The sequence below is a fragment of the Engelhardtia mirabilis genome, from assembly GCF_007748095.1.
Classification (GTDB): Bacteria; Planctomycetota; UBA1135; order UBA1135.
Window position 1 is genome coordinate 5,853,683 of sequence record NZ_CP036287.1, and the last position, 12,367, is coordinate 5,866,049.

Below are 12,367 nucleotides of genomic sequence, written 5' to 3' on the forward strand. Positions count from 1 at the left end.
CGTCGCGGACTACTCGCCGGTCTGCCGCGACGGGTTGGCCGACGCGTCCCGAGACCGCAGGTGCATGACGACGATCGCGCTGGCGATGGACGCGGCCGTGGCCGCCGGCAAGCGCCCCTCGGGTCCCACGCTCCAGAAGCAGGCCAGGGCCAGGGACGAGCAGATTCCGGCGACGATCGCCACAGCGATCAGATCAGTCAGGGTCGGCATGGGTTCCTCCTTGGCGGAGCCGTCGCCGCGGCGACGGGATGCTGCTCCGCGAGCTTCGTCTTAGCAGCTCCCCCCGAAATCGGTCAACGCCGGGGGTCGTGGCGTCGGAATCACGGCGGCGGGATCCCCTGTCCCTCACCACCGGGCGCCCCATTCGTCACGGCCTCGATTCGAGCATCGAGCTCGCGGTGACCTTGCCGCGCGGGGCCAGGTCGCGTCCTCGAAAGGCGATCCACAGTCCGACGGCGACACTCCAGAACACGCCCATGAGGACCGGTCCCGACAACGCTCCCGCGCGCGCGAGGGCGGCGTCCTCCGCGGGATTCGGCCCCAGGACGGCGTTCAGGTGATTGTGGAGGCCGTGCAGGACGACCGAGACCAGGACGAGCCCGCGAGCCGAGTTGAAGGCGAAGGTATGCATGACCGCCATCGGGATGGTCAGCAGCAGGTAGGGGATCAGCGCCAGCCCCGCCTCGAGCGGGGAGCTGTCCGGTCCGGCGCCCCACATCAGGACCAACGGTAGGTGCCAGAAGGCCCACGAGACGGCGACCACGACGGAGGAGCGCAGGGCGCCACCAGTTTCCTGGAGCAGCGGAAGCTGCGTCCCTCGCCAGCCGAGTTCCTCCCCGATGACGAGCACGCAGGAAGCCAGCAGCAGGCCCGCGAAGCCGAGCGGACCCACTTCGGACCTGAACGTCACGCCGGTCAGGGCGAAGACCACGGTCGATGCGACCGCGAAGTAGCCGGCAGGGAGCAGGGCGCCCGTCCAGCCTCGCCAATCACTGATGCGAACGTCGACCAGGTGCCGCCAAAGGGCCCGCAGGCCGGCCGCTCCCGCCCGATGTCGCCAGGCCAGGATCGCACCCGCGACGGGACCGAGCACGCCGCCGCCCAGCACGAGCCAGTGCGCGGGAGTCCCGCCGCGCAGGGCGACGAAGTCCGAGAACCAAGTTGCAACGTAGGGGTTGGAGAACGAGTGGGACGTACGGTGGCGGGATCATTTGTCCCACGCCCCCGGGCATCCGCGGCGCCTCCGGCGCTGCGGATGCCCGGGGTCGTGGGACAAATGATCCCGCCACCGTACGTCCCACGCCACCGTACGTCCCACGCCACCGTACGTCCCACGCCACCGTACGTCCCACGCCACCGTACGTCCCACGACGCTACTCGAGCGTCAACAGCCAGCGCGCCAGCAGCTCGCGGTCCTCGAGCGAGATCGGGCGCGGGGGCGGGTTCATCGGCACCATCGCCTCGGATTTCAACAGGGCCAGGCGACTGTCCTTGGCCACCCAGGCCTCGGGATTCTCGATGAAGTCCGCCAAGTCGGCGACGTTCCAGTGGGCGTCGAGGCCCGCGAGCTTCGGCCCGCCGAAGCCGTCCATGTCCATGTGGGGCCGGCCGTGACAGGTCCAGCAAGTCCCCGCCTCGAAGACGGCGATGGCGGCGTCCACGTCGAGTTCGGCGGCGGGAGCCGGGCCGGAGTCGCCGCTGCCTTCGGTCGCCGGTTCACTGCCGCCACAGGCGACGAGCGGCAGGACCAGCGGGGCCACGAGGACGCAGAGACGAAGCGGGCTGGGGAGCATGGGGAGTGGGTCCGAGTCGGCCGGCGCGTTCAGCACCAGGCGTTGTTGAGGATCTCGCCGACGCCGCCGGCGCCGGGGACGATGTAACCGTGGTCGTTGAGGCCGCGCTCTTCGCTCCAGCGTTCGCCGGGCGTGGTCGCGAGCACGTCGGGGGCGGAGAGGCCGCGGTCGAGCCGCGCCGCGAACACGTGCACCAGCTCCGAGGCCTCGGTCACGCGGCGCACGAACTCCGGCGTGGCGATCATCGGCAGGACCACCACCTTCGCCGGGCGGCCGTGGTGCTCCAGGTAGTGCTCGAGGGCGCGCACGACCGTCGAGCCGGTTGCACCCATCGGATCGGGGATCACCAGGGTCGCGCCCTCGACCGTGCCGCCGACCTTGCTGCCGGACAGGTCCACGCCGGTCACGCGGCCCTGGTCGTCGCTGATGCGCGCCATGTTCAGGTGGTCGAGGCGCGTGCAAGCATCCGGCAGCACCGCCGTCAGCATCTCGAACACGATCTGCGCCGGGACGATGCCTCCGCGGATCACGTCCACCACGACCACCGAATGGCTCGGATCGAGGGCCTCGCCGCGGAAGACGCCCTCGGCGGGGTGGAACTCCTGCATGCGCGTGGAGACCTCCACCCGAGCGCGGGGCAACTCGTTGCCGAGGGCTTCCACCGCGAGGCTGTGGTAGACGAGCTCCAACAGGCGATAGAGCTCCGCGCGCCGCGAATCGCCGTTGCCCAGCCGCGCGATCGCGGACTGGATCAGGGCGTTGTCCACCAGGTGCACCCGCTCGCCGTAGTAGTGCTCGCGCTCACCCGCGCGGCGGATCAACTCGCTGTTCGGCACGCCGCTCAACCCTCGAGGCTGCTGGCCAGGGTCTCCACCAAGCGCGGGATCGTCACCGCCGGCGTGGCGCACAGGGCCAGGCGGACGGCGCCGTCGAGCGGCACGAAGAACACGCCCTTGTCCTGGGCGCGAGCCACGGTCCCGTCGGGGTCGTCGGTGAAGACCGAGACGAAGAAGCCGCCCTCGTAGCGCGGGTAGGCCAATCCCGCCGCGGCGGCCTCGCGGTTGAAGGCCTGGACGCGGTCGTCGAGTAGGGCCACCAGCTCGCCGCGCTCGGCGATCGAGCGGGCGCGCAGCTCGGGGTCGTTCAGGACCTTGGCCACGGTCAACATCCCGAGGTTGTTGCAGTTGGACCAGGTCCCGCGGCAGGTGTAACCCAGGGCGTTGGCCAGGTGCTCGCGGGTCTCCGGGGTGGCATCGGCCGAGTGGAAGGCCGCCAGCGCACCGATGCGGCTGCCGTACTGGGTGAAGGCCTTCGACGCGGTCCAGGCGGCGAGCACCTGCACGCGCCCGACCAGGCGTTCGGCCAGGGGCTGCCAGGAGGCGGTGTGCGGCGCGGCGAACTTCTCGTAGGCCAGGTCCAGGAGCAGGGTCACCGGCGCCTCGCCGGACAGCTCCAGGAGCAGGTCGCCGATGCGCTCCAACTCACCCGCGTCGAGGGAGTAGCCGGTGGGGTTGTGGCAGGGGGTGTTCAGGACCAGCAGCAATCGCCCTTGACGCGCGATCAGGCGCCGCGCCTCGACCTCGAGGGCGGCTACGTCGAAGGCGCCGCTCTCGTCGAAGTTGCGGAAGGTGGCGAAGCGCCGCCCGCTGTGCTCGGCCAGGATCCCGTAGGGCTCCCAGTAGAAGCTCGAGGTCAACAGCGCGTTGCCCGGCTCGAGGAAGTTGACGATCGCGTTGTAGACCGCGCCGGTGCCGCCGGGGGTTGCCACCGCGATGGCCTGACCGGCGAGGGTCGTGCCCTCGGTCAGGTCGCGCACCACCGCGTCGAGGAACTCCGCCTGCCCGCGGATCGGCGCGTAGCCCGCCGCGCGACGCCCGTCGATCGAGCGCATGGCGTCGTAGACCGACGGCATCACCGCGAGTTGGCCGTCGTCGGTGAACAGCGCACCCAAGGTCGCGTTGAGCACGTCCTCCCCCGCCGCCGCGCGGGCCTGGGCCATCGCGTTGAGCCGGAAGATCGGATCGTCGCCCGGTCGGTCGGAGCTGGCGGGGACCAGGGTGTGGTCGGAGGAGGTCGAAATGGCGCTATCCAAGGGGAGCTCGTCGGGGTTGGCGGAGCCCGCCAGGATACCCGACGATCCGGCCCCCTCCCCGCGCGGGTTGGGGCGGATCGCCGCCGCTCGCGCCGCACCGGGACGGCCAGAGGCCAGCCGCCCGCCATCGCGGGGGGCTGGCCTCCATTCCAGGGCCCCGAGCTCAGAGGGTCAGACCCACCCAAGTCGTCCACTGCTTGTCGCCCATGGGCGACTTGCCCTCCAGGTTGACCTGGAGCGAGTGACTGCCCTTGGAGAACAGCACGTCGGTGGGGATCGAGATGACCCACGCGCCGCCGACCTGCATCAAGGCGTAGTCGGTCGTCATCCCGTCGGTCTCCAGGGTCGCCGTCCCGCCCGAGATCGTGAAGGGGTCGACCAGGTCACTGATCTTCGGCGGGATCCAGCCGGAGGCCGAGAGCAGGCTCGAGCCCTTGTCCGACTTCAGCACGTCGAAGCGCACGCCCATGGTGTGGTCCAGGGTGCTGTAGGCCACTTGGGCCTCGTCGCTGGAGAACTGCGCGAAGGGCGAGGCGGCGGTGGAGACTCCGGAGAGGGCGACCACGCCGGCCCCCAGGAAGGCGGCCAGACCGAGACCCGCGAATTTCTTGTTGTTGATCATTGTTCTGTCTCTTGTGTCGTTCGTTGGAGGTGGTTGTTGGCGCGAGGCTCGAACTCAGCTGCCGCTGGAGACGATCGTGCGCTTGAGCTTCTTGCCGTCGGGGCAGCAGGCGTCGATCTCGTAGGTCATGCGGAAGGCCGTCTTCTCGCCGACGCCGTTGATGGTGACGCCGCCCATGCCCACGGTGGTCGAGTTGCTGACCGGGATGTCGTTGGTGTACTCGCCGGGATCTTCGTGGCCGTTGCCGTTGACGTCACAGTGGATGTGAATGTCACCCGTGAGTTGACATTCCTCGCACTCCGGGGTCTGGCGCTTCTTGATGTCCACGGCGGTCGCTGCGCCACCGATCTTCAGCACGCCGCCGCTGACCGTGAAGTCCACCTTGCCGCCGACGAGCTCGATGCAGCAGGTCGTGATGCTCTCGACCTGGAAGCTGCCTTCCGTGTCGCAGCCGGCGGCGGTCAACCCGACCGCGAGCGCCCCCGCGGCCATGAGTTTCTTGGGGAGCAAGCCATTGAGGTAGGCCATGACGTTTCCGTTGGTTGATGGTCTTGGTTCGGAGCCCACTCCTGCGAAGTTCGAGGCGCGAGCTGCCTCCGACGTCGCGTCGCAGGCGGCAACTTCGTGTTGGCCGCCCGACCAGCGGACGACAAGAACTTCAGGTTTCCTCGACGCCGCGCTACGGCAGCTTCGCCGCTGAAGATGGCGGAAGGCAGCGCGCCCATTCCGACCAGCCCTTCGGAGCGAACCCCAGACTGGCTCCATCGACAGCCATTCGCCCAGACGGCGACGAGAGGGCGTCGATCTCGCGAGCGTGTCCACCCCCTTGAGAAAATGTCCCACCGAGGTAAACCCATGCCCGCCCCGCCGACACCAATGGTTGCCGACCGACTCGAAGGAGGCGCCGAGGACCTGTTGCTCGCGCAAAGGGCCCTGGCGTGTGACCTCGAGGCGCAGGAAGCCCTCGCGATTCGGCTGCGCTGCGTCGCTCGCTTCGTCGCCGAGCGCAACCGGCGCCTTGGATCACCCCTGGGACCGGAGGGAATCGAAGAGGTCTCCCAGACCGTGGTGCTGCAGGTCTGGAAGCGACTCGATCAGTTTCGGGGCCGGGCCCGGATCGAGACCTGGACCTACGCCTTCTGCCGCAACGAGACCATGAACGCCGCCCGCCGACTCCAGCGTGAACGCTCGCGCACGTTATCCCTCGCCGCCCTCGAGGGTCCGCTCGAGCCGTCCGTCGCAATGGCCGTTCACCAGGGGGCCGTCGACCAGGGTCTCGTCGACGACGACATCGAGGCCCTGCTGGCTCACCTGGCCGCACGCGAGGCCCAGGTCGTTCGCCTGCGCCACATCGACGACCGCACCCTGCCCGAAATCGCCTTGCTCCTGGGCCTCTCGGTCTCCAGCATCAAGACCCACTACTACCGCGGGCTGACCAAGCTCCGGGCCCTGCTCGAACCGATCGACAAGGGAGACCGATTGTGAACGACGATTCGCATTCAAGCATGGACGAGGAGCTGGTTGCCGAGCTCCTGGACACCGCGCCCGACGACCCGCGTCGGGCCGCGCTGGCCCGCGCACGCCCGGACTTGTATACGGAGCTCGAGGCCCTCGAGGCGACGGCGGCCGAACTCGATCGCCGCGCGACCGAGCGCTGCGACGACGCCGCGACGATGGAGGGTTCGGAGTCGACGGTCCACGAACGACGTCTACAGGAATTCGCCCTGCGCGCCATGGCCACTGCGCCGAGGACGGCAGCCGACGTCGCGCCGTCGGGCCCCGTGGCCGCGTGGGGGACGTTCCGTTGGCCCGCCGCACCGGCAGCGGACGGTTGGGTCCGTCGAGTGCGCGTGTGGGCGGCCGAGCAGGCGGCCGGTCCCGCGGCGCTCGAGAGCTCGGAGCTGCGCGGAACCACCTGGGCACCCGATGCGAGCGCGCTCGAAGCCCTGCCCGACGCGATCCGCTGGCGCCTGGTGGAGATCGACCCGGTCAGTGGGCAGGAACGGGTGGTGCACGAGGCAGCGGCGCATCTGGCTCGCTGAGGCGCGGTCGGCGGTGCTTTGACCGCGACGTCGTCGACCTCACGGAGCTTCGACCACGGCCGGCGAGGGTCCGGAGGCGATCCAGTCGACGCGGGTCAGACCGACCAGGTCCGCGCCGACCTTCGGGACCGGGTCCGCGTCGGCTTTCGCCAGCCACAGGGGCCCCTCGGGGATCAGCAGGTCCAGCCCGCCCTCCGAGTCCGTGGTCAGGCTCCAACGGTACACCCTGCCGGTCTCCTCCTGGCGCAGGACGGCGAGGGGTGTGTCGACAGCCGGCGCGCCCCCGTCCCGCTCGACCACGGCCAGGGTGTGCCGCCAGGCGGGCACGTCGATCCGCACCTGGCTGCGACCCAGGGGTTCGAACTCGAACGTGGCCTGGGAGCGCCAGACCCAGAAGGGATCGAAGCGGCCGTTGACCACCACCCGATAGCGTCCCGCGGCGATCTCGACCGTGTCACGCCCATCCCCGTCGAGGTCGACCCTCGGTGAGGAGCTCGGGCGCTGCTCGTCGAGCGACTCGAAGTACACCTGGGCGCGGGGAGCGGGTTCGCCCCCGATCCGCACCTCGATGTCGACGACCGCCGGCCACCGCGAGCGCAGGTCGAACTCAAACATCACCTCGCCGGCAGCCGCGACCGGGACGACGCGACGATCCAGGATCTGGCCGCCGTCCTTGTTGAGGATCAGGACGTCGAGGTCACCGACCCCGAAGTCACCCACGTCGAAACGACCCTGGGCGTCGACCTCCGCCACCAAGATGGCGTCGATGTCGGGATCCAACATGGCCGGATCCATGTCCGGCATCAGGGCCACGGGACCGACCCAGGCGACGAACCCGTCGAAGTCGGCGCCAGTGGGAGCGAGCAGCCGACCCGTCAGGTGCACGCCTGAAGGGACCTCGACCTCGATCGGGTCCGACTCGGTCGCGGCCTCGTGTTCGAACTCGACCAGGCCGTGGAGTCCCACTCCGCCCACGGCACGCAGCAGCAGGGGCCCTCCCTGGGCGGTCGGCAGTCGGAAGCCGCCCTGGTCATCGGTGGTCGTGGTCCCGAGCCGGTGGCGCTCCAGGTGGTCGTGCCCCCACAGGCTCCACCAGTCGACCCGGGGCGAGGTGACCTCGGCCCGATAGAGCTCCACCGGGACCCCTGGAAGCCCGTCGCCCGCCGCCGATCGCACGGTGCCCACGACGGCCCCGCCCTTCGAGAGCAGAAACTGGACGGGGCGCTCCTCCCCTGCCGCCAGGTCGTCCACGGGTAGCTGCATGGGCGGGTAGCCCGGTGCTTCCAGGGCCAGGGTGTAGCTCATCGGCACCAGCGATCCGAGGCGGCCGTCGGCGGGGGGCTCGCCGCCCTTCGTCACCAGCGCGAACTCGCGGGGCCAGAAGTTCACGTCCTCGCAGCGGATGTCGAGCGACCAGTCGTCCACCGGCGCGCCCGTCTCCCGGTCGACCACGTCGACGACGATGGCGCAGCTGCCGGTCAGGTGGGCGTCGACGCGTTCGCCCGGTCGCACGCCGCGGCGCTCCCAGCGCTCGAAGCGCGGGTCGTCGATCACCACCGTGTAGAGCCCCGGCTCGAGGTCGGGGAAGTCGTGGCTCTGGGATCCGAACGTGTGCTCGCAACGCAGGCGCTCTTCGAGCGCTCCGCCCTCGAGCATCACGTTCTCGGAACCGGGTCTGACGGGATGAATAGGACCCGTGAAGACCACCACGACGATGCGGCTCGCGTTGTCCGGGCCGTCGTAGACCAGGGTGCAGTCGACCGTCTCGCCGGCGCGGACGACGACGCCGGGCTGCTCGATCCAGTTGGCGATCTCGGAGTAGGCCGCCACCTCCGCGGCCCCGCCCGGCAGGTCCGTGATCAACCAGGTCTGCGTCCGCGGGTCGTACTCGCCCGAACGCCGCGCGGCCTCGCGATCGCCGAAGCGCGGCCCGTCGTTCGATCCGTGGACCCGCCAATCGTCGCCTGCGGAGGAACCGTCCGGCCGTTCGATGGACACGCGGATCGAGCCGCCGGCCTCGAGGGTCACCGTCCCGAGGTCGCGGTCGTCGCCGGGGGGCAGGCTCGACCAGCGCCAGCCGGCGGGCGCGAAGCCGTCCAGGTGGACGCCGAGGGCGAACTGGTACGCGCCGGGAGGAACGAAGTCGAGCTCGAAGCGGCCCTCGGCGTCGGTGGTGGTCTCGGGGTCGGACCACTCTGCGGGGAGTCCGAACTCGGCCACGCGCTCGGGGTTGGATTGCCAGCCGTGCAGGCTGACCGCCGCACCGACGGCCGGCGCGCCGTCCGGGGTCAGGAAGCGGCCTCGCAGGGCGGCCTGCTGCGGATCCGGGGACTCGGTTGCTGCAGGTGGCGGGGTCTCGACCCTCGCGCGCGCAGCTTCGACGGACGCCAGGGGTTCGGTACCGGCCGCCGGGCCCTCGATCCTCGGCGAAGCGAGCGCGACCTCGAGGTCCCGCGCTTCCGTCGCGGGCCGCGCGTCCGGGACGGCCCCTGCATCGCCGCCCGCTGCGGTGACCTTCCAGAGGACGACGAGGGCGATCAGCGCGAGGGCGAGGGGCGGGAGGATCCGGCGCATCGTCCGATCATCGGCGCTCCGCCGGCGGGCGTCGGTATCTCGCTCGTCACAAAGACTGCGCGAGCGGCATCAGGCCGGACCCAAGAGGTCCCAGCGGTTGCCCCACGGGTCGACGAAGACCGCCACCTGTCCGTAGGCCTCGCGGCGGGGTTCGGTCGCGAACTCGACGCCAGCGCTCACGAGGCGCCGGTGGCTGGCCTCGAAGTCGTCCACCTGCAGGAAGAGCCCCACGCGGCCGGCGAACTGGTCCCCCACCGCGCGCTGTTGGCGCTCGCCGTCGGCCTGAGCGAGGAGAATCCCGGTCTGGGCGCCAGGCGGACGCACGACGACCCAGCGCTTGGGCCGTCCGTCGTTGGTGAGCGACGGCGAGTCCTCGACGAGCTCGAAGCCGAGCGCGCCGGTGTAGAAGGCGATCGCGCGGGCGTAGTCGTCGACGATCACCGCCACGAGTGCCAGGTGGGTCATGGCGCGGAGTGTAGCCGTGGCCGGCGTACACTCTGCGCTTCGATGGAGGTCGAGTCAGAAGGAGTCGAGTTGGAACAAGTCCCCACCCACGCCGGCGGCGTCGTCGTGCGTCCGACGCTCACAGGTCCGTTGTTTCTGATGGTCAGGTCCCGGTCCAACCCGACCGAGTGGGTGCTCCCCAAGGGGCACATCGAACGGGTGGCCAGCTGTCGCGAGACGCCGGAGGCCACCGCGCGGCGGGAGGTCGAGGAGGAGACTGGAGTCGTCGCCGAGGTGGTCGCTCCCGCCGGAGACCTGTGCTACTCGAAGGAAGGCGAAGACGTCGTCTCCCGGATGTTCCTGATGCGCTTCGTCTCCCAAGGGCCGTCGAGCGAGGGCCGCGAGACGCGCTGGGCGAGCTTCGAGGACGCGCGCCGCGAGCTGGCCCACCCGGGCGCGGTCCACGTGCTCGAGAGCGCGCGGCTGCTCACGGCACAGCAACCCCACGAGGCCCACGACGCCCTGGCCGAGCAGGTACTGATGAAGCAGCTCGACCTCCTGCACGAACGCATGAAGGAGACCTCCGCCACGGCCAACGACTTCCTGGCGAAGTTCCTCTTCGGTGGCATGATCGCGGTAATCGCCCTGCTCAACGCCGACCTGGTCCTGCTCGATGAGCCGCTCTTCGCGAGGCCGAGCCCCTGGATGCTGGTCGCCGTCGGACCGCTGCTGCTGTTGACCGCCGTCTACTTCGGCCTCGTGACCGACCACCTGCAGAGCTACCGCCGCTCCCACCGCAAGCTGAAGTACAAGTTCGAACTGACCCTCCACAGCCTCCTGCAGCAACCCGGGGTCGTGCCCGAGGAGTACTCGCGCCGGATGGAACTGTCCGTGGGAGCCAAGGCCCCAGACAAGGACCCCCCCTACCCGGAATCGGGCTCGCGCAGCGAGGTGCTCGACTACCTGGTCGCCCACCACCGCTACAAGCTCACCAAGATCGAGCGCTGGAACCGCTCGGTCTTCTTCTGGCTCGCGATGGTGCTCGTGCTCCTGACCCTCGCGGTCCGGCTCGTGCCGCTGCTCGGCGGCGCGGCCTGAAGAGCGGGGCGGCAACCGGGTGCGGGGTTCGACGCCTTGGCCCAGCGCTGGCAAATGCCCTGGTGTTTCGACACAGGACGTCAAAAAGACCCCCCTCTTTCTGACACGAGTCCCAGCGGCGGGCCCGAGTAGGCGGCGGTTCTGTGCCTGGCACCTGACGTCCGCCTACGCGCTCAATGGAACCGCACCCGCTCGCCGATGCGGTGCAGCTTCATCAGGTTCGTCGTACGCGCCACGCCCGGCGGCACACCGGCTACGAACAGCACCTGCTCGCCGCCGCGCACCAAGCCCTTGTCTTGTAGGAACAGGCTGGCGTTGAACATCATGTCCTCCAGGTTGCGGTCGCGGCCGTAGAGGATCGGGCGCACGTGGGCCAGCATGGCCATCAGGTTGAGGGTGCGCTGGTGCGGCGTCAGGGCGATGATCTCGGCGCGGGGGCGGTAGCGCGAGAGCAGGCGCACCGTGTTGCCGGTCTCCGTGAAGGCGATGATCTTGGTCAGGCCCAGGGCCTCGGCGGCCTCCACCGCCGCCACGGCGATGGCGTTGGAGAAGGTCGGCTCGGAGGCGCGGAACTCGACGCGCGGCAGCTCGTTGTAGCCGTCGCTGGTCTCGACCGCGTGGGCGATGCGGACCATGGTCTCGATCGCCTCGCGGGGGTACTTGCCGACGGCGGTCTCGGCCGAGAGCATCACCGCGTCGGTGCCGTCGAGCACGGCGTTGGCCACGTCGGCGACCTCGGCGCGGGTCGGGCGCGAGGAGTGGATCATCGACTCGAGCATCTCGGTCGCGGTGATCACGTAGCGGCCCTCGCGCAGGGCGCTCTGGATCAGCATCTTCTGCAGCATCGGCAGGCGCTCGAGCTCGGTCTCCACGCCCAGGTCGCCGCGGGCGACCATGATCCCGTCGGAGGCCTTGATGATCTCCGGCAGGCGCTCGAGGGCGATGGCGCGCTCGATCTTGGCCACCATCTGGGGCTCGGGCGCCAGCTCGCGGATCTTCTCCACGTCCTCGGCGGAGCCGACGAAGCTGATGCCGATCATGTCGACGCCGCACTGGCGCGCGACCTCGATGTCGGCGATGTCCTTGGGGGTCGGCAGGTCGACGGCCAGGTCCGTGTCGGGCAGGTTGACGCCCTTGCGGTCGGCGACCACGCCGCCGCGGGTGACCACCGCGCGGATGTGGTCGGCCTCGCAGGCCGTGGCCTCCGCGGCCACCGCGCCGTCGGCCAGGAGCAGCCGGTGTCCGATCTGCATCGGGCCCAGGAAGCCGTCGAACTTGAAGTAGACCTCGCCCTCCTGGGCCGGGCCCTCGCCCTGGCGGATGACGATCTCGTCGCCCTCCACGAGCTCCACGGGACCGTTCGCGAACTTGCCCATCCGCAGCTTGGGGCCCTGGATGTCGGCCAGGACCGCCACGGCCATGTTCAGGTTGCGGGCGGCCTTGCGGACGACGTCGATCCGGCGGCGGTGCTCCTCGGCCTCACCGTGGCTGAAGTTGATCCGGGCGACGTTCATGCCGGCCAAGATCAGCTCCTCGATGCGCCCCTCCGAAGCCGGGCCGATGGTGGCCACGATCTTGGTGTTGGAGTGGGGCGCCTTGGGTCGGCGCTCCGGGGACGACTGGCTTCGCTCGGGCATCTTCGGGGAGCTCTCGGTCGTGTTCGTGGGCACTGGGCAAGAACGTAGCGACTGGACCGATCGCG

At 70.1% G+C, this 12,367-nt stretch carries 13 protein-coding genes; 3 read left to right on the forward strand and 10 right to left on the reverse strand.

The window, feature by feature from the left end:
- Positions 1-9: 9 nt before the first annotated feature.
- The 7 genes from Pla133_RS21605 to Pla133_RS21635 all read right to left on the reverse strand — a co-directional run bounded on the left by Pla133_RS21605 (position 10) and on the right by Pla133_RS21635 (position 5,035).
- Positions 10-210, reverse strand: a complete 201-nt coding sequence (locus Pla133_RS21605) for a hypothetical protein (RefSeq protein ID WP_145069148.1) — start codon at positions 208-210, stop codon at positions 10-12.
- A 157-nt stretch (positions 211-367) separates the two neighbouring features.
- The gene (locus Pla133_RS21610) at positions 368-1,093 is read right to left on the reverse strand and encodes a CPBP family intramembrane glutamic endopeptidase (protein ID WP_419191822.1); all 726 of its coding nucleotides are present in this window, start codon (positions 1,091-1,093) and stop codon (positions 368-370) included.
- Between the two features lie 280 nt (positions 1,094-1,373).
- The gene (locus tag Pla133_RS21615; RefSeq protein ID WP_145069152.1) at positions 1,374-1,793 is read right to left on the reverse strand and encodes a c-type cytochrome; all 420 of its coding nucleotides are present in this window, start codon (positions 1,791-1,793) and stop codon (positions 1,374-1,376) included.
- 29 nt (positions 1,794-1,822) lie between these two features.
- A complete protein-coding gene (locus Pla133_RS21620) occupies positions 1,823-2,629 on the reverse strand; it encodes a uracil phosphoribosyltransferase (protein WP_419192458.1) in 807 nt (268 codons plus the stop codon).
- A 5-nt stretch (positions 2,630-2,634) separates the two neighbouring features.
- Positions 2,635-3,885, reverse strand: coding sequence for a pyridoxal phosphate-dependent aminotransferase (locus tag Pla133_RS21625; RefSeq protein ID WP_145069156.1), 1,251 nt, complete (start codon positions 3,883-3,885; stop codon positions 2,635-2,637).
- A 163-nt stretch (positions 3,886-4,048) separates the two neighbouring features.
- The gene (locus Pla133_RS21630) at positions 4,049-4,507 is read right to left on the reverse strand and encodes a hypothetical protein (protein ID WP_145069158.1); all 459 of its coding nucleotides are present in this window, start codon (positions 4,505-4,507) and stop codon (positions 4,049-4,051) included.
- A gap of 54 nt (positions 4,508-4,561) precedes the next feature.
- Positions 4,562-5,035, reverse strand: coding sequence for a hypothetical protein (locus Pla133_RS21635; RefSeq protein ID WP_145069160.1), 474 nt, complete (start codon positions 5,033-5,035; stop codon positions 4,562-4,564).
- A gap of 348 nt (positions 5,036-5,383) precedes the next feature.
- Here Pla133_RS21635 and Pla133_RS21640 point away from each other — a divergent pair, with 348 nt between their 5' ends.
- On the forward strand, positions 5,384-5,992 hold the full coding sequence (locus Pla133_RS21640; protein WP_419191823.1) for an RNA polymerase sigma factor: 609 nt from the start codon (positions 5,384-5,386) through the stop codon (positions 5,990-5,992).
- Positions 5,989-6,549 (forward strand): hypothetical protein, encoded by a 561-nt coding sequence (locus Pla133_RS21645; protein WP_145069164.1) that lies wholly within the window; start codon positions 5,989-5,991, stop codon positions 6,547-6,549. Before Pla133_RS21640 ends, Pla133_RS21645 begins: the two co-directional genes overlap by 4 nt.
- A gap of 39 nt (positions 6,550-6,588) precedes the next feature.
- Here the strand turns inward: Pla133_RS21645 and Pla133_RS21650 are convergent, their stop codons facing one another.
- Positions 6,589-9,123, reverse strand: a complete 2,535-nt coding sequence (locus Pla133_RS21650) for a carboxypeptidase-like regulatory domain-containing protein (protein WP_145069166.1) — start codon at positions 9,121-9,123, stop codon at positions 6,589-6,591.
- A 69-nt stretch (positions 9,124-9,192) separates the two neighbouring features.
- Positions 9,193-9,588, reverse strand: a complete 396-nt coding sequence (locus tag Pla133_RS21655) for a VOC family protein (RefSeq protein WP_145069168.1) — start codon at positions 9,586-9,588, stop codon at positions 9,193-9,195.
- A 69-nt stretch (positions 9,589-9,657) separates the two neighbouring features.
- Here Pla133_RS21655 and Pla133_RS21660 point away from each other — a divergent pair, with 69 nt between their 5' ends.
- On the forward strand, positions 9,658-10,665 hold the full coding sequence (locus Pla133_RS21660; RefSeq protein ID WP_419191824.1) for an NUDIX domain-containing protein: 1,008 nt from the start codon (positions 9,658-9,660) through the stop codon (positions 10,663-10,665).
- A 173-nt stretch (positions 10,666-10,838) separates the two neighbouring features.
- On the opposite strand, the gene pyk is transcribed toward Pla133_RS21660, so the two are convergent.
- Positions 10,839-12,302 carry a pyruvate kinase gene (gene pyk / locus Pla133_RS21665; protein WP_419191825.1) on the reverse strand — a complete coding sequence of 488 codons (1,464 nt, stop codon included), beginning with the start codon at positions 12,300-12,302 and terminating at the stop codon, positions 10,839-10,841.
- Positions 12,303-12,367 lie beyond the last annotated feature (65 nt).

Coding starts and splice junctions, on each gene's coding strand:
- pyk (WP_419191825.1), bottom strand. CDS start 12,302: ATGCCCGAGCGAAGCCAGTCGTCCCCGGAGCGCCGACCCAAGGCGCCC.
- Pla133_RS21630 (WP_145069158.1), bottom strand. CDS start 4,507: ATGATCAACAACAAGAAATTCGCGGGTCTCGGTCTGGCCGCCTTCCTG.
- Pla133_RS21650 (WP_145069166.1), bottom strand. CDS start 9,123: ATGCGCCGGATCCTCCCGCCCCTCGCCCTCGCGCTGATCGCCCTCGTC.
- Pla133_RS21605 (WP_145069148.1), bottom strand. CDS start 210: ATGCCGACCCTGACTGATCTGATCGCTGTGGCGATCGTCGCCGGAATC.
- Pla133_RS21655 (WP_145069168.1), bottom strand. CDS start 9,588: ATGACCCACCTGGCACTCGTGGCGGTGATCGTCGACGACTACGCCCGC.
- Pla133_RS21640 (WP_419191823.1), top strand. CDS start 5,384: ATGGTTGCCGACCGACTCGAAGGAGGCGCCGAGGACCTGTTGCTCGCG.
- Pla133_RS21615 (WP_145069152.1), bottom strand. CDS start 1,793: ATGCTCCCCAGCCCGCTTCGTCTCTGCGTCCTCGTGGCCCCGCTGGTC.
- Pla133_RS21635 (WP_145069160.1), bottom strand. CDS start 5,035: ATGGCCTACCTCAATGGCTTGCTCCCCAAGAAACTCATGGCCGCGGGG.